The following is a 21,266-nucleotide window of genomic DNA, read 5'->3' as shown; positions in this document are numbered from 1 at the left end:
TTCAGTTTTGGGGAATAGGACGCTGGTAACCCATTCCCCAAACAAGCGAGGCCCTCCCCGGCACAGCCGAGGAGAGCTTCGTTGTCATCGTTATCTTTGGGCGCGGGCGCCTCGCATTACAGCCCGCGAATCCGTACGGCCTCGGGCGGAAACTCCTGCTCGCCGGCATCGGTCTTGATGGTCGCGCGGCCCCAGATGTCCAGACCCGCGAACACACCGACCGCGAGCGGCAGGCCGTTGGGCGACACCGCCGCAACTTGGCGGCCCAGCAGCGGCACCATATCGAAATACTCGCCCAGCACGGGAGCCAGCGGACCGGCAGCGCCCTGCGGCGTGTTGGCAACAACCGCCCAGGCGTCCACGCGGGTCAGCACGGCGGCGGACAGCGCCTCGACCAGCGCTTCGTCAGCCACATCTACACCGAGCTCGCTCAACGCCGAACGCTCAATATCCACCGTCACGGCACCGAACATGCCCGCAGCACCGGCACCGCCGTTCACGGCAACACGCGCGAGCGACGTCTCAAACGCAGGCGCACCGCACACGATATCGCTCGGCCACTGGATACCCACTTTACCGGCAAGGCCCAACCCCGGCGTCGAAGCCGTGCCCACGAGCGCGTCCATCATGCCCATCGCGGCCACAAACGGCAGGCCGTGGAAGGCGTGCATGTTCACATCGGGGCGCACAACCAGCGAAAACGTCAGCGAAGCATCGCCCACGCTCCACGCGCACCAGCCCGCGGACACGCCCTCGCGACCCGCGTCACGCGCCGCGTCAAGCTCAGTGGCAGCGACTACAGCGTTCATCTCGATCATCTACATACGCCCCAATTCACCCACGATATGGCCCACACGATCCTCGGGCTCCTTGACCTCGACGCCGTTGTAGCGGAAGAACCGCGCCGGGTCGTGCATCAGGTCCTCAAGCGGCACCAGCACAAAGTCGCGCTCGCCGATCAGTGGATGCGGCAGGCGCAGCTTTTTGCCGCCGTGGGTCTCGCCGTCCATCCACAGCAGGTCCAAGTCGATGGTGCGCGGACCGTTGGCCTTGGCCTTTTTGGAGCGGTCGCGACCCAGCTCGGCCTCGATCTTCATGAGCTCGTCGAGCAGCACCAACGGCGCCAGCTCGGTCTTAATCTCGATGACGGCGTTGGCAAACGCGTCCTGGCGCGTCTCGTAGGCCGGCTCGCTCTCGTAGATCTTGGAGGAGTTGGACACGCAGGTGAGTGGAATCTCGGCGATCATGTCGCGTGCGGCGCGGATGTTGTCACAGCGATGCCCCAGGTTGGAGCCCACGGCCACAAACGCGCGGCGCGGCTGCGGCTTGGCAACCGCCCAGTAGCCGTTCAGGAACTGCGCAAAGCCCGCGGCGTCGTGCACGCGCACGATGTTGGCACCGGCCTGGATGGCGCCCAGGCACACGCCAAACGTAGCGGCATCGCGCTCGGCGGCCTCGGTCACGCCCGAGACGGCGCCTACAAAGCGCTTGCGCGATACGGCGCACATGAGCGGATAGCCCAGTGACGCCATCTTGGCAGTCTCGCGCTGGATGACGATGTCCTCGTTGGCCGTCTTGCCAAAGCCCGGACCGGGATCGATGCAGATGCGGTCGCGCGACACGCCGGCGTGGATGAGCGCGCGGGCCTGGTCGGACAGAAAGCCCATGACGCGGCGCATGATGGGCGCCGAATCGGGCAGGGTGAAGCGGCGGAGCTGCGAGGTGGGCACGTAGGCTTCCTCGCGGCGGGCGCTGCGGCGCATCATGGCGGCCAGGCGGTCATTGGGCTCCGATGCGGCCTCGGTGGCCTCGGGCGCGGGCGCGACGGTCTCGGCGGCAGCAGCCTGCTCGGCGGCCGGCGTCTCCTGCTCGCTTGCAGGCTCGGTCGCGGGCTCCGGATCGCCAAACGGCAACGAGGGCTGCACCACGCCGCCCGGAAGCTTGGCCTCCGGCTTAGGCTCGCCCAGCAACTTGCCGCGACGGCGGCGAGCCGGCTTCTCAGCCTCACGCGCGGCCTCGGCAGCCGCCTCGCGCGCCTTCTCGGCAACAAACGCCGCAGCCGAGGTATCGAGCTGCACCGTTGCGTGCGTGCGTGTAGGCGCGGCGACCTCGCCGGCATGCATCACGATGACGCCGCAGGTGCTCGTCTTAACAAACTCGACCATCTTGGGGTCGGTGAAGCCCGTCACGTCGTTGACGATCGAGGCGCCGCAGCGCACGGCCGCCTTGGCAACCGCCACGTGGCGCGTGTCGATCGAGACGATGGCGCCCTCTTTGGCCAGCGCGCGCACCACGGGCAGCACGCGGCGAGCCTCCTCGTCGGGATTAACCGGGGTAAAGCCGGGGCGCGTGGACTCACCGCCCACGTCGATGATGTCGGCGCCGGCGTCAAGCATCGCCAGGCCGTACTCGATGGCGGCATCCGGGTCGAAGTGCTCCCCGCCGTCGCTAAACGAATCGGGCGTCACGTTGAGGACGCCCATGATGCGCGGACGGTCAAAGCTGAGCTCATACTTTCCGCACCGCCATGTCTTGCTGTCGTTCGCCATGAACATCCTCCTAAAATGCCCACGCCGCCGAGCTTGGGGAGCTGGCGGCGGGGTCGCTTTGCACTCAGTCTTTCTATTGTATCCGCGCACACGGGCTAGAACGCAAACGCGGCCGCGATGTCGCAAGAAATCAGCAGGTCGGCATTTGCATCCTGATCGGTAGGCGCCAAATTGCAAATGGCCAGCGTATCGCCAGTAAAGTAACGCGTAAGGCCTGCCGCCGGATACACCACGAGCGAGGTCCCACCCACAATGAGGGCATCGGCCGCGGCAATGGCGGCAACGGCACCGGTCAACACATGCTCGTCGAGCGGCTCTTCGTAGAGCACCACATCGGGCTTGATGCGACCACCGCACGCGGGGCACACGGGCACGCCCGCGGCGTCCTCGTGCTCGCGCGAGCAAATCCACTCGGCGCTATAGACCGCGCCGCACGACTGGCAAATGTTGCGATGGACCGATCCGTGCAGCTCGAACACGCGCTGCGAGCCCGCCATCTGATGCAAGCCGTCGATGTTTTGCGTCACCACGGCATCAAGCTTGCCGGCGCGCTCCAGCTCGGCCAGCTTGGTGTGACAGCGGTTGGGCTTAGCGTTAAGCGCGATCATCTTGGTGCGGTAAAAGTCGAAGAACTCGGCCGGATGTGTCTCATAAAAGCTATGCGAGAGCATAGTCTCGGGCGGGTAGGCAAACTGCTGGTGATACAGGCCGTCCACGCTGCGGAAATCGGGGATGCCACTTGCCGTGGAAACACCAGCGCCGCCAAAGAAGACCACGCGCTTGTGGGTGTCAAACAGATCCGCCAGCGCGGCGGACGCCTGCCTGGGGTCCGATATTGCCTGCGTCATATGAGCCCTCCGTCCTTGTTGATCGGGCGGCGTCGGGCGATGTCCCAGCATGCGACCTTTAAGTCAGCATGCGCGGAGCCCACCCCGCCCCTGTTGCGCTAATCTTAAGCCTGCCAACCCCGTCGAAAGGACACCATGCCTCAGACTTACACTTTCGCCTCGTGGAACGTCAACGGCCTGCGCGCCGTGCTCAAAAAGGACCCGAGCTTTATCCAGATCGCGCAAGAACTCGACGTCGATATCCTGGCGCTGCAAGAGACCAAGTTGCAAGAAGGCCAGGTCGATATTGACCTGCCCGGCTATCACCAAACCTGGAGCTACGCCGAGCGTAAAGGCTATTCGGGCACTGCAGTCTTTAGCCGCCAGGAACCGCTGCGCGTGCTGCACGCCGACGCACTGCTACCCTACGCCGGCGAGAACGAGGCGGCCGTACTCGTCGCCCAAGCCGCAACCGAGGGCCGCGTCTGCGCGCTGGAGTTCGACAAGTTCTGGTTTGTGGATGTCTACACTCCCAACGCGCAAAACGAACTCGCCCGCATCGACGTGCGCATGGCCTGGGACGATGCCTACCGCGGCTTTTTGAACGCGCTCGAGCGCGAGACCGGCAAACCCGTCGTGACCTGCGGCGACTTTAACGTGGCGCACGAGGAGATCGACCTTAAGAACCCCAAGTCCAACCGCGGCAACGCCGGCTTTTCGGACGAGGAGCGCGGCAAGTTTACCGAGCTGCTCAACGCCGGCTTTACCGATACCTGGCGCGCGGCAAACCCCGACGTCGAGGGCGTCTACAGCTGGTGGAGCTATCGCTTTAATGCCCGCAAGAACAACGCCGGCTGGCGCATCGACTACTTCCTGGTAAGCGACGCAATCGCCGACAACGTACGCGACACCGGCATCCGCGGCGACATCTTCGGCAGCGACCACTGCCCCGTCACCCTCACGCTAGAGCTCTAGCCCCAGCTGATCCCCTGGGGACGGAGGAAAACGAATCATTTTGGGCCTCGTGGTGGTATCCACGTGACCCATCCGCCACGAAACACGCCCATCTACTACGTTTAAGCCACCACCCTCAACCACAGCGAACAACGCAAAAAGAAAACCGCAGGTAGAAAGCCTGCGGTTTTTCATAAAACGCGGTTGTGTTTGGGGGTGTCGGGTCAAACGTAGTAGATAGGCTGATTTCGTGGCGGGCGAGTTCAGCTGATTCCCCGGGGACGTCTGGAGACGGAAGAAAACGGATCAATTTGGCTCTTGAGGGTCACGACGCCCGTCATATCAGCCGGCCATTCCAAAACTATGCCAGTTTACGGGGCTAAATCGCGAACCCCCAACCATACGCAATTCCGAAATAATAAAACCGCAGGTAAACGGCTTGCTCTATTTCAAAAATAGCCGGCATGGTCTGCTTGTGCCAATCTGGCCCCGTAAACCGGCATAGTTTTAAAATGGCACTTCGGCAGTATTGATTCCCGCCCCGGCGCAACCAGCCCTACAGTCCGTACTTCACGACGACTCGGTTGATGCGGCGACACCAAGGCTTGTACAGGGCGACCAAAAACACGCAGGTCGCAAGGCCGTGCGTGATATCGAACGGTACGGCGGTGGCAAGACGCGCCATGGCACCCGCCCACGTGAGCGGTTGAACAAAACCGATAATGTCGTAGGCGTTGATCACAACGCCGTACAGCAAACCCGAAGCAAAGCCGTAGGTCAGCAGCGCCGGCATACGCACGGTGCCGTCGGCGCGGTCGAACGCACCCGCATGCGCCAGCGCGCCGCCAACATAGCCAACCAGGCCCCAGGCATACATCTGCCACGGCGTCCACATGCCCTGTCCAAAAAAGAAATTGCTGGTCAGCGCCGCCAACGCGCCAACCATAAAACCATTGCGGCGACCAAGCGTCGCCCCCGCAATAATGGCGATGGCACTCACCGGTTTAAAGTCGGGAATGGGGCCAAACAGAATGCGCCCCGCCGCAGCCAACGCCGCCAGAACCAGCGTTGGCATAATCTGGCGTAAGCCCGGGCGCGACGCCTCGTAGCCCGCAAAGAACAGCGCGAGCACCAGCGCCACCACGACAAGCATGGCAAGTGCCGCCTGTTCAACGCCCGCCAGCAACGCCGCAGCCATCACGGCTGGCACCGCCAGCAGCAGCGGTATCTCCAGTTTTGCGAGTAGGCGCACGATGCGATAATCCGCCATCCCATCACGCCCTATAAAACACGTTGTCGGCAAAGAAGTCGGTCGGCGGCTCCATGCAGGCGATCTCGCCATCAAACATCATGGAAATGTCATCGGCAACCTGCTCGGCAAAGTCCAGGTCGTGCGTCGCCATGACGACGGTGCCGCCAGCCTGCGCATGGTCGCGCAGGGCGCGGGCGATGATGCAGCGGCTGGCCAGGTCCAAACCCTTGGTGGGCTCATCGAGCAATAGCAGTTCGGGGCCGATCAACAGCAGCTTTGCCAACGCAAGCAGCTGACGCTGTCCGCCCGAAAGATCGTACGGATGGCGCCCATCCAGACCCGACAGCCCCAAGCTCGCCGCACGCTCCCGCGCCAAGTTCTCGTCATATCCGCAGGTCGAGGCCCATTCCATCAGCTCATCGCGAACCGTCTCGGCAACCAGCAATGCTTTGGGGTTCTGAGGCAGCAGCGCCGCCGAGGCCGCTCCGCGCACCATGCGACCGCGCTGCAGCTTGGCGGTCTTCGCCAGCACCGAGAGCATCGTCGACTTACCGCATCCGTTGCCGCCCACGATCGCATGCACCGCACCGGCCGAAAACGCCACGTCGAGCCCGCGCAGAACCCAACCGCCCGCGCGATCGTAGCGAAACCAGCTCCCTGCCAGGGTGGTAGCCGACCCGCCGTGCATTTTTTGGAGTATTCTGCTCCCATCCGTGCGCGGGAAGGCTTCCGAGCCGTTCTCGAGCGACGTTTGCGCCACAAATTCGGACGATTTGTCCAATTCCGAACTTTTTTTCGCGCTCGATACGTCCCCGGGCGGTTCCAGAGAGCCCAAATTGTCCTCACGCCTGCTGAATACTCCGTTTTTTGCACATCGGACGGCACCCCACCCCAACATGTCGTCGGAAAACAGCGATTCTCGACGCCCCAAAGAAGCCATATCCGCCACCTCGCGCACGCGACCGTCCTCAATCCGGTACGCACACGTCGCATACTCGAGCATTGGGCGCGGTTGATGCGTAGCCACAACAACCGTGCAGCCCAGCTCGCGATTCACACGAAACAGCGCGTGCAGAAAATTCTTCTCGGCAACGGGATCGAGCTGAGACGTGGGCTCGTCGAGTAGCAGCACACGCGGACACAGCGCCAGGACGGCGGCAAGCGACAGCAGCTGCTTGCGGCCGCCCGAAAGCGTATCGGTATCGCGATGAAGCCAGTCCTCCAGACCAAAGAAATAGCTGGTCTCAGCTACGCGACGGCGCATCTCATCACGTGCTAGCCCCAAGTTTTCCAGGCCAAACGCCATCTCGTGCCACACGGTTTCGCACACGATCTGGTTCTCGGGATCCTGGAACACATAGCTCACGCGCTCCGCCGATGCCCGCACGTCCATGTCGGCAACGTTCTCGCCCAGCACGCGCGCATCACCAGTGCGCTCGCCCGCCGGAGCGATCTCGGGCTTGAGCAGCGACAGCAGCGTCGATTTGCCCGACCCGGTACCGCCAACAAGCAGCGCAAACGCACCTTGGGAAACACGCCAATCAAGTCCCTCGAGCACCGGTGCCTCGGCCCCGGGATAGGCAAAACTAAGGCCCTGCACCTCAATCGCCGGAATATCCGGGCCGCACGCCGCGCCCGACACCGGGCCCCTATCCAACCGAGCCATCAGCCAAACCTCTTCTCATCAATCGCATGAAACGCGCAAGGCAGCACCATCCAGGCAGCGTACACGACATAGCCCGGCCACGGCGCCGGCACCGAGAGCTGCGGATAAAACGAATACTGCGTCGTCGCGGTCCACGCCACTGCCACCGCGGCAGCACCAAACAGTGCGAGCCCGGCCAGCGCGGCAACGTCGCTGCGCCCCAGTCGATACCGCGCATACGTCGTACGACGCGTCGCGGCACCCCACCCGCGCGAGCGCATCGCGTCCGCGCGCTCCAGCGAATCTTCCATGCCCCAGCCCATCAACACACTCGATGCCCGCAAACGCGAGCGCACGGGGTCGGCCGGCGCGCGGCCCGGCACATCAATCGCATCCTGCACCGCCAGCACCGTACGACCGCGGCGCAAAAACTGCGGGATAAGCCGCATGCACATCGAGATCATGAGCGCAATCACCGGTGCGGCATTGCCCAGCAGCGCGAGCACCTTGTCGTATTCGAGCATCGACGCCGCCGCCTCAAACCACAGCACGCTCGCCACAAACAGCCCGCCCATGCACAGGCCGTATACCATGCTCTCCAGATACACCGCGCGCATGCCAATACGGAACAGCTCCGTCGAGCCCGAGGCGCTAAACAGCGGATTGAGCACCGCGACGATCAAAATCACCGGCAGCTGCCAGCGGAGTGCGCCCAGCGTGCGGGCAGCCCCACGCGTCGCAAATCCATACGCCAGCCCGCCCGCAAGTGACAGCGCAATCAGTACCGGCTGCATCGAGAACATAGTGAGCCCCAGCGTCAGCACTATATAGAGTGCCGGCACAGCCGGATGCGACATCGAGAATGCCGCGACGGGCTCGCCGCCAAACTCCTCTCGTATGTTGTCCACGGGCACCCCCGTCCCCTCGCTCAAACAACAGCTCCGCAGCACCGCCAACGCCGCACGTACGCAGTGCAAACGCCACGCCGGCGGCGCAAGCCTCAACCGCCGCAAACCAATCGTTACGCGCTCGTCATATGCCTGCGGTATCATATTGCGCCGTGTATCGTTTCCAAACACACGTCTCTATAACGTAACAGGAGATCACATGGACGCAACCGCAATTATCCTCGCTGCCGGCGAGGGCACCCGCATGAAGTCGAACCACTGCAAGGTTTCGCACAAGATCCTGGGTAAGCCCATGGTCCAGTGGATCGTCGACGCTACCATCAAGGCCGGCTGCAGCCGCGTCGTGGTTGTCATCGGCAGCCACGCCGACGAGATGCGCGCCCTCATCGACGGCGCCTACGCCAACAGCGCCACCAAGGTCGAGTGCGTCGAGCAGACCGAGCGTCTGGGCACCGGTCACGCCGTGAAGGTCGCGCTCGAGGCCTGTGGCATCACGCAAGGCCCCGTCGTGGTGCTCAACGGCGACCTGCCGCTCATCACCGCCGACACCGTCGCCAAGTTCGCGCAAACCGTCGCCACCGGCGAGCTCGCCTGCACCGTCATGACCATGACCCCGCCCGATCCTTTTGGCTACGGCCGCATCAAGCTGGGCGCCGATGGTCAGATCGAGCGCATCATCGAGCAGAAGGACTGCACGCCCGAGCAGGCCGCCACGCTGCTGGAGTGCAACGCCGGCTGCTACGCCTTTGACGGCGCGCAGCTCGCCGCCCACATTAACGAGATCGGCAACGACAACGCGCAATCCGAGTACTACCTGCCCGACATGCTCGAGATCCTCAAAGGCCACGGCCAGGCTGTCTCCATCTTCCACTGCGACGACTACCGCGACGGTCTGGGCGTCAACAGCCGTATCCAGCTCGCGCAGCTCACCGCCATCGCGCGCGACCGCATCAACGAGCACTGGATGGCCGAGGGCGTCACGTTCATCGACCCCACGCAGGCTTGGATCGGCCCCGACGCTACCATCGGCCGCGACACCGTCGTATGGCCGCAGACGCACCTGATCGGCCACGTCACCGTGGGCGAGGAGTGCCAGCTTGGCCCCAACAGCCGCCTCACCGACACCACTGTCGGCAGCGGCTGCACCATCGATGAGACCATCGCCATCGAGGCCGTCATCGAGAACGGCGTCGACTGCGGCCCGCGCGCTTACCTGCGCCCGGGCACCCACATGCTCGACGGCTCCAAGGCCGGCACGCACGTGGAGATCAAGAAGTCCACGATCGGCGAGGGCTCAAAGGTGCCGCACCTGTCCTACATCGGCGACACCACCATGGGCTCCGGCGTCAACGTGGGCGCGGGCTCCATCACCTGCAACTACGATGGCGTGCACAAGCACAAGACCGTCATCGGCAAGGACGCCTTCATTGGCTCCGACACCATGATGGTCGCGCCCGCCCAGATCGGCGACGGCGCGCTCGTGGCCGCTGGCTCCGTCATCACCGAGCCGGTCCCGGCAGACGCGCTCGGTCTGGGCCGCGCCCGTCAGGTAAATATTGAGGGCTGGGCCGCCGATTACCGCCGCCGCCTGCACGAGGACGACGAGGTATAACGTTTTACCAAGCACAAAAGGAGCTGCTCCATGGGGGCGGCTCCTTTTTCTATCGTGACCTGCGCAACCGGATGAGTGGTCGGTTCGTGTCCGTTGGCGGTAAAGACGTTATCAGGACCCGATAAACCCCGCCGCGCGGTTACAATGCAACAAGGCATCTATATGGCATTCGATGTATAAAGGAGAAGGGTAATGCCGATTAATGATCCCGAGAAGTCGGAGAATATGCGCAAGTCCATCCGCGTGTATTCCGGTTCCTCCAACCGTCCCCTCGCTCAGAAGATTGCTGAGTACCTTGGGGTCGAGCTTTCGGGCCTTACGCTAAAGCAGTTCGCCAATGGTGAGATTTACGCCCGCTACGACGAGACCGTCCGCGGCGCCGACGTCTTCCTGATTCAGTCCGTGGCCGGCGGCAACGTCAACGACATGCTCATGGAGCTGCTCATCGCCACCGACGCTGCCAAGCGCGCATCCGCCCGCTCCATCACCGCCGTTATCACCCACTACGGCTATGCCCGCCAGGACCGCAAGGCCGGCCCGCGCGAGCCCATCACCGCCCGCCTCGTCGCCAACCTGCTCGAGCGTGCCGGCGTCAACCGCATCATCACCCTCGACCTGCACCAGGGCCAGATCCAGGGCTTCTTCGATATCCCGGTTAACCACCTGTCCGCACTGCCGCTGTTTGGCCAGTACTACAACGACATGCACTTCGACACCGACAACCTGGTTGTCGTCTCCCCCGACGTGGGTCGCGCCAAGGCCGCCAAGAAGCTGTCCGACATGCTCGGCTGCGACCTGGCCATCGCCCACAAGGGCCGTCCGCGCCACAACGCCGCCGAGGTCATGGGCATCATCGGTGACATCAAGGGCAAGACCTGCATCATCAACGACGACATGATCGACACCGCTGGCACCCTGTGCGCCAACGTCAAGGAGCTCAAGGCTATGGGCGCCGGCGACATCTACGTCTGCGCCACCCACGGCATCTTCTCCGGTCCGGCCATCGAGCGCCTGAACGATGCCCCCATCGTCGAGTGCGTCGTCACCGACGCCATCCCCGTCGAGGTCGGCGGCAAGATCAAGACTATCTCGGTCGCCGAGGAGTTCGCTCAGGCCATCTCCGCCGTTTACCACGAGGAGCCCGTCTCCACGCTCGTCGGCGGCGACTTCGCGCTGTAGTCGCTTGACCCTCGCATCCCACCGGAAGCCCGGTAGGCCTGCGGGGTTATCACGCCGACGTCCTCGCCGCTTCGCGGCTGCGGGATGTCGGCTTAGATAACCCCTCCCGGCCTACCGGGCTTCCTGCTGTCTCGGGGCAGCTGTTTTCTGAAATGACTTTGCCGTGCCCTTTCCTCGCCTTCGGCGGGCGTGGTAGCCTTTGTCGTTGAACGAACTTCTTATGTAACGAAAGGAAGCCTATGGCAGCTGCACAGCCGCTTAAGATTCGCATGGTTGCCGGACTTGGCAACCCGGGCGATGAGTATGCCGAGACCCGCCACAACGCTGGCTTCAAAGCAGTCGACGAGTTGGCCCGTCAGGCCGGCGTCACGTACTGGAAAAACCAGGCCGGCGCCGAGGTCGCGCTCATCAACATCAACGACCCCGAGGAAGAGGGCGGCAAGCGCCAGATTGTGCTGGTCAAGCCGCAGTCGTACATGAACACCTCGGGCGGCCCCATCTCCAAGCTCTGCCGCGAGTACAAAATCAAGGCCGAGGAGCTGCTCGTAATCCACGACGAGCTCGATATTCCCGCCGGCGATGTGCGTGTTAAGGTGGGCGGCGGCCATGCTGGCCACAACGGCCTGCGCTCCATCATCGACAAGATGGGCAGTCGCGACTTCAGCCGCATCCGCACCGGTATCGGCAACCCTCCCGGCAAGATGGCTGTCGCCGACTACGTACTCAAGCAGCTGCGCGCCCGCGAGGCCGAGGACTTCCAGGACACCTGCGCCCGCGCGGCCGACGCCGCCGGCCTGGCGATCGTGCACGGCGTGGTCTATGCCCGCGACCACGTCAACGGCTCCGCCTCCGCCAACGGCAAGCACTAAAACCTACCATTTAGGGACAGGTTTATTTCGGCAGGTTTTATCTGCGTAAACGCCGCAGTCGGCACATCGCAATAAACCCCGTGCCACCATACATGCATAACGCCCCAAAGGGGGCCGGCCTCACCGATGCGCGAGGCCGGCCCCCTTTGCCGTTTTGCCTGATAAAACCTGCCAAAATAAACCCGTCACCCTTTGGTAGGCCGAAGTGGATAAACCCTTTTCCCAACCGCCGAAGACACACGTAAGCGACATGTCCATGAGGGTATAATTTGCACCGTATGTCTGCACAACGCCTGTGCGCGTACGGTTTTATTCGGGCTACCGTCCATTTCCGTGGAGGCACGGTTCGGCGGCCCTAACAAGAGAGGGGTTCTATGTATAAGATCCTGGAGAAGACGCAGTTCTCGGAGAAGGTGTTCAAGTTCCGCATCGAGGCGCCTGCAATCGCCAAACATGCGCACGCTGGACAGTTCCTCATGGTCCGCGCCAACGAGACGGGCGAGCGCGTCCCGTTTACCTTGGCCGGTTGGAACGGTGACGAGGGCTGGGTCGAGTTCATCTTCATGGTGATCGGCAAGACCACCGAGATGCTTTCCACCTACGAGGCCGGCGAGTCGCTGCGCGACGTCGTGGGCCCGCTGGGCGTTCCCACCGAGATGGCCGAGGGCCCCTGCGCCGTCATTGGCGGCGGCGTCGGCCTGGCAATTGCCTTCCCGGTCGCCAAGCACCTGGTCGAGACCGGCCACGAGGTGCACGCCATCATGGGCGCCCGCACCAAGGACCTCCTGCTCATGGAGGACCAGTTCCGCGAGCTCCTCGACGAGGACCACATCCATATCACCACCGATGACGGCTCCTACGGCGAGCAGGGCGTTGTCACCGCTCCGCTGGAGCGCCTGCTGCAGGACAAGGCCGTGAGCCAGGTCTTCTGTGTCGGCCCCGTTCCGATGATGAAGTTCTCGACCCTCACCGCCCAGAAGTACGACACCCCCATCACCGCGTCGCTCAACCCCATCATGGTTGACGGCACCGGTATGTGCGGCTGCTGCCGCGTCGAGGTGGGCGGCGTGACCAAGTTCGCTTGCGTCGACGGCCCCGACTTCGATGCCACCCTGGTCGACTGGGATGACCTTCGTGCCCGCCAGGCCGCTTACCGTTCCGAAGAGGGCGAGTCCCTCAAGGCCTATGAGGAAAAGAGCTGCGCATGCCACTAGTTAACGGTCGTTTCGTTGCCGATATGAAGTCGCCCCGCACCCCCGATAACGAGGAGCCGGCTGCCGAGCGCGCCTGCGACTTCCGCCCCGTCGACAAGGGCTTCACCGAGGAGATGGCGCTGGCCGAGGCCGAGCGCTGCCTCAACTGCAAGAAGCCGTTCTGTGTTGAGGGCTGCCCCGTCAACATCAACATTCCCCGCTTTATCGAGCAGATCCGCGCGAAGGACTTCGGCGGCGCTCTCGATACCATCCGCGAGGACTCCATGCTTCCCGCCATCTGCGGCCGCGTCTGCCCGCAGGAGAACCAGTGCGAGGGCAAGTGCATCCGTGGTAAGAAGTCCGAGCCCGTGGCCATCGGCCAGCTCGAGCGCTTCCTGGGTGACCGCCCCGAGCTCGCCTCCACGCCCAAGATGGCCCCCAAGAACGGCAAGAAGGTCGCCGTCGTCGGCTCCGGCCCGTCCGGCATCACCTGCGCCGGCGAGCTCGCCCGTAACGGCTTTGACGTCACCGTCTTCGAGGCATTCTTCACCGGCGGCGGCGTGCTGGTCTACGGCATCCCCGAGTTCCGTCTGCCCAAGGCGGTCGTCAAGCGCGAGATTGACGGCCTGGAGGACATGGGCGTCAAGTTTGAGTACAACTCCGTCGTGGGCAACATGGCCACGGCCGAGGAACTGTTCGAGCAGGGCTTCGACGCCATCTACGTGGCGACCGGCGCTGGCCTGCCCAAGTTCCTCAACGTCCCCGGCGAGAACCTGCCCAACGTCTTCTTCGCTAACGAGTACCTCACCCGCGTGAACCTGATGAAGGCCAACAAGTTCCCCGGGTACGACACCCCCACCAAGCACGGCAAGAACGTCGTTGTCTTTGGTGGCGGCAACGTGGCTATGGACGCCGTCCGTACCGCCAAGCGCCTGGGCGCCGAGCACGCCATCATCGCCTACCGTCGCACCGAGGACGAGATGCCCTGCCGTCGCGCCGAGCTGCACCACGCCAAGGCCGAGGGCGTCGAGGTTCTGCCGCTCGTCTCCCCGCTCGAGTTTGTCGCTGGCGAGGACGGCTCCGTGTGCGCCGTCAAGGTCCAGAAAATGGAGCTCGGCGAGCCTGACGAGTCCGGCCGTCGTCGCCCGGTTGCCATCGAGGGCGCCATCGAGGAGATCCCCTGCGACGTCGCGATCTCGGCTATCGGCACCAACGCCAACCCCTTCGCTGCCAAGATCGGCGGCAAGATGGAACTCAACAAGTGGGGCTACATCGTCGCCGACGAGGAGACCGGCCAGACCACCGATCCCCGCATCTGGGCCGGCGGCGACATCGTCACCGGTGCCGCTACGGTCATTCTGGCGATGGGCGCCGGCAAGAAGGCCGCCGCTTCCATCACCAAGAGCCTGCTGGGTGAGTAATCACCTGCAGCGCTCGCCATCAAACGGCAAAGTCCCCGTCGAGCACACGCCCGGCGGGGACTTTTTCTATGCCGACCACCCAAACCACCACGATGGGGCAGGCACCTTTGTGGTGGTTTGGGACTTGCCCGGTCGTTTTGTCTCAATCTGTAACAGCTGGAGTCCGTTGAGCCCTGCAGTTGTTACAGATTGAGATATTGTGCCGGCCGGCCACGCTGCATCTCAATCTGTAACAGTTAGAGACCAAATATGCCGCCTGGTGTTACAGATCAAGACGTTGGGCTGACGGCCGAACGGTTCATCTCAATCTGTAACAGTTAGAGCCATTTTCGCTGGCTTGGTGTTACAGATCGAGACTATGCAAAAGCCGAGGATAGGCACTGCCGCCAAGGCCTTCCCCTCGGCCTAAAACAAAAACCACCACAAAGGTGCCTGTACCCTTTGCGGTGGTTTTTGGTCGGCTAGCCTTCGAGTTGAGCCACTTTGTAGCGGTAGGCAGCGGCGATAACGTCTTTGCAGCCTTCGCGCCCCAGCTTGGCGCGGTTGACGACGATATCCTTACCGCTCGTCATCTTCCACTTGCCGGCGCTGTAGCGCTTATAGAACGCCTCGCGCGCCTTCTGCTGCTGTTTGACCAGCTTGGCGCCCTTCTTTTTGTTAAGGCCACGCTTCTTGCGCACAATCTCGACGCGGTCCTCAAAGGGAGCGGTCACCAACACGGCAATGTGGTTGGGGTTGTTGCGAAGCAGGTAATCGGACAGGCGGCCTTCGATAATGCAGCTCTCGGTCTCACCCAAGTCCAAAATCACCTGGCTCATCTTTTGGAACAGCTTGTCCGAGTACGAACGGGCGTCGTAGCGGTCGGGCAAAAACGCCATGTTCTCCACGGCCAGGCGCTCGTCGTAGGCGGCCATCTTATCGAGCGACTCGCCCGCGCGCAGCGACGCACGCACCAGCAGTTCGTTGTCGTACAGCGGAATCCCCAGCTCGTTGGCGAGGATGCGTCCAATCTCATGACCCTCGGCACCAAAATCGCGCGCGATGGTAATGACCACAGGATTCTTCTTGTTCTCCAGATCGCTCATCGCGATTCCTTTCTAACAAATGAGAAAAGGGCTGTTTATCTCTTATTCCCACGATACCGTACCTGGGTTTTCCTGGTGCCCAAGATTGGCCTGAAAGAGGAGCGACGCGTACTTTGGTACGCGAGCGACGGTTTGAAGGCCAAGGTTGGGTGCCAGGGAAAGCCAGGCTATGCGGCTACGATGCGGCGTTGGTAAGCTCGGACCAGCAGCGAGATACCAAAGTTGAGCACAAAGTACATCGCAAACACCAAGCCGTAGAGCATAAGCACCTGCGACAGATCGATCGCGTGGGCCATCACGACGTTTGCCGTGTACATGAGCTCGGCCACGTTAATGCCCGAAAGATACGAGCTGTCCTTAATGACGGTCGTGCACTGGCTAAACAACGCCGGAATGATCGTCTTAAACGTCTGCGGCAGAATGATGTAGCGCATGGTGGCAAAGAAGCCGAAGCCCTGGCTCTGCGCCGCCTCAAACTGGCCGCGCGGAATCGAGTTGAGGCCGCCGCGCACAATCTCGGCCATAACAGCGCTGGTAAACAGCGTAAAGGCGATGGTCGAAATCACAATGTCCAAACCCTGCACCGTAAAGTAGATGAACAGGATCCACAGCAGGTTCGGCGTGCAACGGAACAGCTCGATATAGGCGCTCACCAAAATACGGAATGGGCGGGGCGCATAGCTTTTAACGAGCGCCAGGACCGTGCCAAAGATGAGCGAGAAAAAGATCGACAGCGCCGAGATCTCTATGGTCTTAACAAAGCCGCCCCAAATGTAGAGCAGGTTGGTCGCGTTGAAGATTTCCATGCGCTAGGCCTCCTCTACGTTGTCGAGCCCCAGCTCGGCCAGGCTCACGCCGCGCGGACGCTCCTTGGAGCGGCGCTCGAGCCACTGCACCAGCATGGCGAGCGGAAAGCAGATGATGAAGTACATAAGGCAGCAGACGATGTATCCCTGCAGGTAACCGTACAGACTCACAAAGTTGTCGGAACGGTACATAAGGTCGCCGCCGGCCACAAGCGCCAGCACCGACGTGTTCTTGACCAGGTTGAGCGCTTGGTTACACAGCGGCGGCAGAATGATCTTGAACGTCTGGGGCAACACGATGTACCAGTATGCCTGCGCACGGGTGAAGCCCTGGCTCTGGGCCGCCTCCATCTGACCGCGCGGAACGGCCTCGATACCGGTGCGGATGACCTCCGAAATGTAGGCCGCGTGATACAGGCCCACGCCCAAGAAGCCCAGCACGAACGGCGCGATGCGCACCGGCTGGTCGGCACCAGTTATGGCCTGCAAAAACTGCGGACCGGCCATGTACATAAAGAGCACCTGAACGGGCAACGGAGTGTTCTGGTAAAACTCCACGTACACACGGCTTATGGCGCGCAGCACGCGCGAACGGGTGGTGGAGAACACGCCCAGCAGCGTGCCCAGCACGAGCGACAGTAGCAGACCGGCAATGACCACCTGCAGCGTCACGCCAAAGCCCTCCCAGAAGGGCCCCATGTTTTGAAATGTCGTCGACCAGCGGTCGGCGTCAAACAATCCTTCGAGCATTTGATTCCTTCCTTGGACGATGCGCCTATACAAGACCCCAGGTCTTGACCTCTTGGTCGAGCCAGCCATCGGCCAGTCGATCGCAAATCACCTGATCGACCACGGCCGAAAGGTCGCAGCCCTTCTTGGTCGCCACGCCGTAGCCCTGCTCGCCAAACTTGACCTCGGGCTGCAACAGTTCAACGGTCTCGTTCATGTAACCGGCCAGCGTGGAGCGGTCCATGGCAAAGACGTCGATATTGCCGGCGTCGAGCGAACTCTTGATGATGGGGTAGCCGCTAAAGGCCCTAAACTCGGGCTTGCAGCTAAAGCCGTTGTCCTTGATCATCTGCTCGATCAGGCCCTGCGTGGTAGCGCCCTGGCTCACGCCAATGACCTTGCCGTCCAAGTCCTCAATCGAGGTAAAACCCGAACGCTTCTTGACCATGAGTCCCACGTAGTCGGTGCGGTACGGCGTCGAGAAGTCCCAGCTCTTCTTGCGCTCGTCGGTGATGGTGTAGGTCGCCGCGACCACATCAAGCTGGCCGTTATCGATCAGCGGGCCGCGCGTCTTGGGCGTTACGTCGGTAAACTCGACAAGCTCCTGGGCACGGGCCTCCTTGTAGCTCACGCCAAAGACGGCAGCGGCAATCTGGTAGCACAAATCGACTTCCATGCCCTCAAAGCGACCCTTGGCGGTGTCGTAATAGCCGTAGCCGGGAACATCTTTCTTGACGCCGGCATTCAGATGGCCGCGCGACTTGATGGCCGCAAGCTTGGATCCCTTGTCGGAACCCTCGCCACTGGTGGAGTTGCCGCAACCGGTGAGCGCGGTCCCCGTCAGCACGAGCATGCCGGCGCCCGCCAGCTGCAAAAAGTGACGGCGCGACACGGCCGTCCTCGTCATATCCGTCATGTCCATCACCGCGCCTAGTGCAGAATCTTGGACAGGAACTCGCGGCAGCGCGGGTTCTCGGGGTTATCGAAGAAGTGCTCGGGCGTGCCCTCCTCCAGGATGCGGCCGTCCTCCATAAAGATGACGCGGTCGGCCACCTGGCGCGCAAAGCCCATCTCGTGCGTCACGCAGATCATGGTGATGTCCTCCTGCGCGAGCTCAATCATAACGTCCAGAACCTCCTGGACCATCTCGGGGTCGAGCGCCGAAGTCGGCTCGTCAAACAGGATGATGGGCTGCTTGGTGCACAGGGCGCGGGCGATGGCGATGCGCTGCTGCTGACCACCCGAGAGGTTCTGCGGATACTCGCCGGCCTTATGCGCCATGCCGACGCGCTTGAGCGCGGCGATGGCGACCTCGGTCGCCTCCTCCTTGCTCTTCTTTTGTAGCTTGATGGGCGCGAGCGTCAGGTTGCCGAGCACCGTCATGTTGGGATACAGGTTGAACTGCTGAAACACCATGGAGCTATACTTGCGGGCCATCTCCAGGTGATTCTTTTTGGTGAGCGGCGTACCGTCGATGATGACCTCGCCCGACGTGGGCTCCTCAAGATAGTCGACGCAACGGATGAGCGTCGACTTACCCGAACCGGAAGGCCCGATCATTACGAGCTTCTCGCCGCGCTTGACGGTGAGGTTGATATCTTTGAGCACATGCAGGTCGCCAAAGTACTTGTTGAGATGCTTGATCTCGATCATGTCTGCCATGAATGTCCCTTCCCTGCGTTAATACGAATTGCACTATTGTACGGAAAGAACCACGTTTCCGCAGTCCACGCTGCATCCCCGTAAAGAACCCGCAACCTTCCACCCACTCATTGGGCACTCGGGCACTCATTGGGGACAGACTTAAATGAGTACCCGGGAAGTGGGCACTCATTTAAGTCTGTCCCCAATGAGTGCCCTTCAGCTGCCATCAAAAAAGGGGCGCGACCGCAATGGTCACGCCCCCTCAACATCAACTATATGCCGCTCGGTCCCTACGCGAGTTTGGCTCCAACGATCTTTGCTGCTGCCGGCTTATCGAAGTTGCCGCCAGTGGCCTTACCCAGAGCGCCCATGACCTGGCCCATCTGCTTCTTGGACGTGGCGCCCAGCTCGGCGATGACCTGCTCGATCAGGGCCTCGAGCTCCTCGCCCGAAACCTGCGCGGGCAGAAGGCTCTCCAGAATCTTGACCTGCTCGGTCAGGTTGTCGGTACGCTCTTGGTCGGTGCCGGCCTTGATGGACATCTCCAGCGTCTCGCTCGTCTGCTTAATCAGACGCTTGATCATGCTGTTGACGTCTTCCTCGGTCACATCGCGGCGCTCGTTAACCTCGATATTCTTCACCTCGGCCTTAACCTGGCGAATGATGGACAGGCGAACCTTGTCCTTGGCCTTCATGGCGGCGATCATTTCCTGCTGCAGCTCTTCGTTGGTCATCTGCAAATCCTCCTCAATAGTGCGGGCGGCACTCGCGCGAGCACCGCCCCATGATTACTCAGTCGTCGACGAATTGTCGGTCGAGCTCTTGGTGACACCCTTCAGGCTCACGTTGTAGGGTACGTCCTTGGGCATGGGGTTGACGGTGATGTCGGCGTCCTTTTTGTACTGCTCCAGCCACTCGCTATATGCAGTGCTGGCCGCCTGCGTCTTCACCACGTTGGAGACGTACTTCTTGATGGCCTTGGGTACCTGCTTGATATCATCGACCTGGCTATCGACATGGAAGTAGTCAGTGCACTTGATAATGTGATAGCCGTACGTCGACTCGACCACGCCGCTCACATCGCCCTTGTTGAGCCCCTCGAGTGCCGTCTGGTAGCTGTCGACGAAGGTGGTGAGCTTGTCCCAGCCCACGTCGCCCTTCTTCTCCTTGGAACCGGTGTCGTCGGAATACTGCTTCACAGCGTCTTCGAAGCTCAGCTCGCCGGAGTTAATCTTGTCCAGGCACTCCTGCGCCTTGGCCTTGGCGGCAGCCTTGTCCTCGTCGGATGCCTCGGAATCGACCTTGATCAGGATGTTCGACGAGCGGCGGGCATCGTTGTACTTCGACAGGTTCTCGTTGATGTAATCGACGATCTCGCTGTCCTCGGGCTTGCTGGTAGGCGCCACGGCTTCCTTGAGCTTTTGCTGCGCCAGACTCTCCTTGAGCGAATCCTTGTAGGTATCCTCGGTATAGCCGTAGGTCTTGAGGGTCTTCTTAAAGGCCTTGGCACCGCCCGCGCTCTTGCATGCGTCCTTCCAAGCCTTCTCGACCTCCTCGTCCGACACCGTCACGCCGTTCTCCTTCTGTGCCTGTTGAAGCAGAATCTGCTGCGTGTAGGAGTCGATGAGTTGCTTGCGGTACTTCTTGGGCGTAAGGTCGTTGTTGACCAGGTACTGCGCCCAATCCTTGTCCTTGGTATAACCATAGGACGTGCGCATGCTCATGATCTGCTTGGTCACGGTATCCTCGGTGAGGTTGGTGCCGTTGATGGTGGCGGCAACGCCGCCGGTGAGCTTGTAGCCCGAGGTGTCCTCGGTCTGCGACATAAGACCGGAGCACGCCATGGCCGAGACGGAAAGCAACATTGCCAGCACGCCGATAACCACCAGAACAATCTTGACGGTCTTAGACACGTACGTCTTGCGCTGCTTCTTACGAGAGCTGGAGGCAGCGCGAGTCTGCTGCTCGGGCGTCGGCGCGGCCTCGGAGTTCTTTTTCTTATTTGCCATAGTTGGCCTTTCGCATAACGAATCGAACAAACGCCATTGTGTCACAACGCGGCCCCCGCGACAAAAGGAACGTCCCCAGGGGCCGGATTTAAAAGTGGCGGCGGATGGCTTCGACCATGCCTTGGGGCGTGGTCTGGCCGAGCACATCGGCCGCGGTGTCCGCGTCCATAAAGATATTCATAAGCGCTTGCAGAGCCTCGACCTGGCCGCCCGGCTCGGCAATGCCCAAGTTGATGACGATCTGCGCCGGCACAGGGGCACCCATGCCCGCCATAGCATTGAATGTCACGGGCGTGGCCGGCTTCACCACCGCGATGTAGGGCTTAGCCACAAACCCCGGATCGGTATGCGGGATGGCAATGTTGGCCGCCGGCATGGCAAGCCCTGTGGGATAGGCATCCTCGCGCGTGCGGACGGCGTCGAGCCAACCGGTGCCAATGTAGCCGCGTGGGGCAAGTTCGCCTTCGAGTCGCGCAAGCACCTCATCAGGCGTCGCACACTCCCAATCAAAAAACACCAGCTCAGGCGTAAACAGCGCTTCGTTATCCGCCATATCGTCCTCCAAAGTTGCATGAGGGCCACAA

At 62.0% G+C, this 21,266-nt stretch carries 20 protein-coding genes; 6 read left to right on the top strand and 14 right to left on the bottom strand.

Annotated features, from left to right (window positions below; genetic code table 11):
• Nucleotides 1-116: 116 nt before the first annotated feature.
• The 3 genes from DWZ15_RS07150 to DWZ15_RS07140 form a co-directional block, all read right to left on the bottom strand.
• Nucleotides 117-818, bottom strand: a complete 702-nt coding sequence (locus tag DWZ15_RS07150; RefSeq protein ID WP_118450156.1) for a hypothetical protein — start codon at nt 816-818, stop codon at nt 117-119.
• Entirely contained in the window at nt 819-2,549 is a 1,731-nt protein-coding gene (gene folP / locus DWZ15_RS07145; RefSeq protein ID WP_117766302.1) for a dihydropteroate synthase, read from the bottom strand.
• Between the two features lie 95 nt (nt 2,550-2,644).
• Nucleotides 2,645-3,397: an NAD-dependent protein deacylase gene (locus DWZ15_RS07140; RefSeq protein ID WP_117776603.1), complete on the bottom strand. Its 753-nt coding sequence runs from the start codon at nt 3,395-3,397 to the stop codon at nt 2,645-2,647.
• A 135-nt stretch (nt 3,398-3,532) separates the two neighbouring features.
• Here DWZ15_RS07140 and DWZ15_RS07135 point away from each other — a divergent pair, with 135 nt between their 5' ends.
• Complete coding sequence (locus tag DWZ15_RS07135; protein WP_117629805.1) at nt 3,533-4,351, top strand: exodeoxyribonuclease III; 819 nt, start codon at nt 3,533-3,535, stop codon at nt 4,349-4,351.
• Nucleotides 4,352-4,886: 535 nt separating this feature from the next.
• Here DWZ15_RS07135 and DWZ15_RS07130 read toward each other — a convergent pair.
• Genes DWZ15_RS07130 through DWZ15_RS07120 form a run of 3 tightly spaced genes read right to left on the bottom strand, consistent with a single transcriptional unit; the run spans nt 4,887 to nt 8,135 of the window.
• Nucleotides 4,887-5,600, bottom strand: a complete 714-nt coding sequence (locus DWZ15_RS07130; RefSeq protein WP_117766305.1) for a DUF6580 family putative transport protein — start codon at nt 5,598-5,600, stop codon at nt 4,887-4,889.
• Nucleotides 5,601-5,604: 4 nt separating this feature from the next.
• Nucleotides 5,605-7,248: an ABC transporter ATP-binding protein gene (locus DWZ15_RS07125; RefSeq protein WP_118450154.1), complete on the bottom strand. Its 1,644-nt coding sequence runs from the start codon at nt 7,246-7,248 to the stop codon at nt 5,605-5,607.
• A complete protein-coding gene (locus tag DWZ15_RS07120; protein ID WP_233506729.1) occupies nt 7,248-8,135 on the bottom strand; it encodes an energy-coupling factor transporter transmembrane component T in 888 nt (295 codons plus the stop codon). Before DWZ15_RS07120 ends, DWZ15_RS07125 begins: the two co-directional genes overlap by 1 nt.
• Nucleotides 8,136-8,334: 199 nt before the next feature.
• On the opposite strand from DWZ15_RS07120, the gene glmU reads away from it, so the two are divergent.
• The 5 genes from glmU (at nt 8,335) to gltA (ending at nt 14,409) form a co-directional block, all read left to right on the top strand.
• Nucleotides 8,335-9,747: a bifunctional UDP-N-acetylglucosamine diphosphorylase/glucosamine-1-phosphate N-acetyltransferase GlmU gene (gene glmU, locus DWZ15_RS07115; protein WP_099432438.1), complete on the top strand. Its 1,413-nt coding sequence runs from the start codon at nt 8,335-8,337 to the stop codon at nt 9,745-9,747.
• 192 nt (nt 9,748-9,939) lie between these two features.
• A complete protein-coding gene (locus DWZ15_RS07110) occupies nt 9,940-10,926 on the top strand; it encodes a ribose-phosphate pyrophosphokinase (protein ID WP_089573682.1) in 987 nt (328 codons plus the stop codon).
• A 239-nt stretch (nt 10,927-11,165) separates the two neighbouring features.
• Nucleotides 11,166-11,795 (top strand): aminoacyl-tRNA hydrolase, encoded by a 630-nt coding sequence (pth, locus tag DWZ15_RS07105; RefSeq protein ID WP_199580047.1) that lies wholly within the window; start codon nt 11,166-11,168, stop codon nt 11,793-11,795.
• A 374-nt stretch (nt 11,796-12,169) separates the two neighbouring features.
• Entirely contained in the window at nt 12,170-13,009 is an 840-nt protein-coding gene (locus DWZ15_RS07100) for a sulfide/dihydroorotate dehydrogenase-like FAD/NAD-binding protein (RefSeq protein WP_006235793.1), read from the top strand.
• Complete coding sequence (gene gltA / locus DWZ15_RS07095) at nt 13,000-14,409, top strand: NADPH-dependent glutamate synthase (RefSeq protein WP_118450152.1); 1,410 nt, start codon at nt 13,000-13,002, stop codon at nt 14,407-14,409. Before DWZ15_RS07100 ends, gltA begins: the two co-directional genes overlap by 10 nt.
• A gap of 461 nt (nt 14,410-14,870) precedes the next feature.
• Here gltA and DWZ15_RS07090 read toward each other — a convergent pair whose 3' ends face one another.
• The 8 genes from DWZ15_RS07090 to DWZ15_RS07055 all read right to left on the bottom strand — a co-directional run bounded on the left by DWZ15_RS07090 (nt 14,871) and on the right by DWZ15_RS07055 (nt 21,235).
• Nucleotides 14,871-15,494: an AAA family ATPase gene (locus tag DWZ15_RS07090; RefSeq protein ID WP_089572632.1), complete on the bottom strand. Its 624-nt coding sequence runs from the start codon at nt 15,492-15,494 to the stop codon at nt 14,871-14,873.
• Between the two features lie 167 nt (nt 15,495-15,661).
• Entirely contained in the window at nt 15,662-16,300 is a 639-nt protein-coding gene (locus DWZ15_RS07085; RefSeq protein ID WP_055285379.1) for an amino acid ABC transporter permease, read from the bottom strand.
• A gap of 3 nt (nt 16,301-16,303) precedes the next feature.
• Nucleotides 16,304-17,050 carry an amino acid ABC transporter permease gene (locus DWZ15_RS07080; RefSeq protein WP_117734777.1) on the bottom strand — a complete coding sequence of 249 codons (747 nt, stop codon included), beginning with the start codon at nt 17,048-17,050 and terminating at the stop codon, nt 16,304-16,306.
• A 25-nt stretch (nt 17,051-17,075) separates the two neighbouring features.
• The gene (locus DWZ15_RS07075) at nt 17,076-17,951 is read right to left on the bottom strand and encodes a transporter substrate-binding domain-containing protein (protein WP_118450150.1); all 876 of its coding nucleotides are present in this window, start codon (nt 17,949-17,951) and stop codon (nt 17,076-17,078) included.
• 8 nt (nt 17,952-17,959) lie between these two features.
• A complete protein-coding gene (locus tag DWZ15_RS07070; RefSeq protein WP_118450148.1) occupies nt 17,960-18,691 on the bottom strand; it encodes an amino acid ABC transporter ATP-binding protein in 732 nt (243 codons plus the stop codon).
• A 272-nt stretch (nt 18,692-18,963) separates the two neighbouring features.
• Nucleotides 18,964-19,407 carry a GatB/YqeY domain-containing protein gene (locus DWZ15_RS07065; protein ID WP_118270581.1) on the bottom strand — a complete coding sequence of 148 codons (444 nt, stop codon included), beginning with the start codon at nt 19,405-19,407 and terminating at the stop codon, nt 18,964-18,966.
• A 54-nt stretch (nt 19,408-19,461) separates the two neighbouring features.
• Entirely contained in the window at nt 19,462-20,682 is a 1,221-nt protein-coding gene (locus DWZ15_RS07060) for a peptidylprolyl isomerase (RefSeq protein WP_118450146.1), read from the bottom strand.
• A gap of 88 nt (nt 20,683-20,770) precedes the next feature.
• Nucleotides 20,771-21,235, bottom strand: coding sequence for a PTS sugar transporter subunit IIA (locus DWZ15_RS07055; RefSeq protein WP_118450144.1), 465 nt, complete (start codon nt 21,233-21,235; stop codon nt 20,771-20,773).
• Nucleotides 21,236-21,266 lie beyond the last annotated feature (31 nt).

This window comes from Collinsella sp. AF29-7AC, assembly GCF_003475665.1.
Lineage (GTDB): Bacteria > Actinomycetota > Coriobacteriia > Coriobacteriales > Coriobacteriaceae > Collinsella.
Note: the sequence above shows the minus strand (reverse complement) of the source record. Positions and strands in the feature narration are given on the sequence as shown.

Excerpts from the sequence above, each read along its gene's own strand:
- DWZ15_RS07150 (WP_118450156.1), bottom strand. The coding sequence starts at position 818 with ATGATCGAGATGAACGCTGTAGTCGCTGCCACTGAGCTTGACGCGGCG.
- folP (WP_117766302.1), bottom strand. The coding sequence starts at position 2,549 with ATGGCGAACGACAGCAAGACATGGCGGTGCGGAAAGTATGAGCTCAGC.
- DWZ15_RS07140 (WP_117776603.1), bottom strand. The coding sequence starts at position 3,397 with ATGACGCAGGCAATATCGGACCCCAGGCAGGCGTCCGCCGCGCTGGCG.
- DWZ15_RS07135 (WP_117629805.1), top strand. The coding sequence starts at position 3,533 with ATGCCTCAGACTTACACTTTCGCCTCGTGGAACGTCAACGGCCTGCGC.
- DWZ15_RS07130 (WP_117766305.1), bottom strand. The coding sequence starts at position 5,600 with ATGGCGGATTATCGCATCGTGCGCCTACTCGCAAAACTGGAGATACCG.
- DWZ15_RS07125 (WP_118450154.1), bottom strand. The coding sequence starts at position 7,248 with ATGGCTCGGTTGGATAGGGGCCCGGTGTCGGGCGCGGCGTGCGGCCCG.
- glmU (WP_099432438.1), top strand. The coding sequence starts at position 8,335 with ATGGACGCAACCGCAATTATCCTCGCTGCCGGCGAGGGCACCCGCATG.
- DWZ15_RS07110 (WP_089573682.1), top strand. The coding sequence starts at position 9,940 with ATGCCGATTAATGATCCCGAGAAGTCGGAGAATATGCGCAAGTCCATC.
- pth (WP_199580047.1), top strand. The coding sequence starts at position 11,166 with ATGGCAGCTGCACAGCCGCTTAAGATTCGCATGGTTGCCGGACTTGGC.
- DWZ15_RS07100 (WP_006235793.1), top strand. The coding sequence starts at position 12,170 with ATGTATAAGATCCTGGAGAAGACGCAGTTCTCGGAGAAGGTGTTCAAG.
- gltA (WP_118450152.1), top strand. The coding sequence starts at position 13,000 with ATGCCACTAGTTAACGGTCGTTTCGTTGCCGATATGAAGTCGCCCCGC.
- DWZ15_RS07090 (WP_089572632.1), bottom strand. The coding sequence starts at position 15,494 with ATGAGCGATCTGGAGAACAAGAAGAATCCTGTGGTCATTACCATCGCG.
- DWZ15_RS07085 (WP_055285379.1), bottom strand. The coding sequence starts at position 16,300 with ATGGAAATCTTCAACGCGACCAACCTGCTCTACATTTGGGGCGGCTTT.
- DWZ15_RS07080 (WP_117734777.1), bottom strand. The coding sequence starts at position 17,050 with ATGCTCGAAGGATTGTTTGACGCCGACCGCTGGTCGACGACATTTCAA.
- DWZ15_RS07075 (WP_118450150.1), bottom strand. The coding sequence starts at position 17,951 with ATGGACATGACGGATATGACGAGGACGGCCGTGTCGCGCCGTCACTTT.
- DWZ15_RS07070 (WP_118450148.1), bottom strand. The coding sequence starts at position 18,691 with ATGGCAGACATGATCGAGATCAAGCATCTCAACAAGTACTTTGGCGAC.
- DWZ15_RS07065 (WP_118270581.1), bottom strand. The coding sequence starts at position 19,407 with ATGACCAACGAAGAGCTGCAGCAGGAAATGATCGCCGCCATGAAGGCC.
- DWZ15_RS07060 (WP_118450146.1), bottom strand. The coding sequence starts at position 20,682 with ATGGCAAATAAGAAAAAGAACTCCGAGGCCGCGCCGACGCCCGAGCAG.
- DWZ15_RS07055 (WP_118450144.1), bottom strand. The coding sequence starts at position 21,235 with ATGGCGGATAACGAAGCGCTGTTTACGCCTGAGCTGGTGTTTTTTGAT.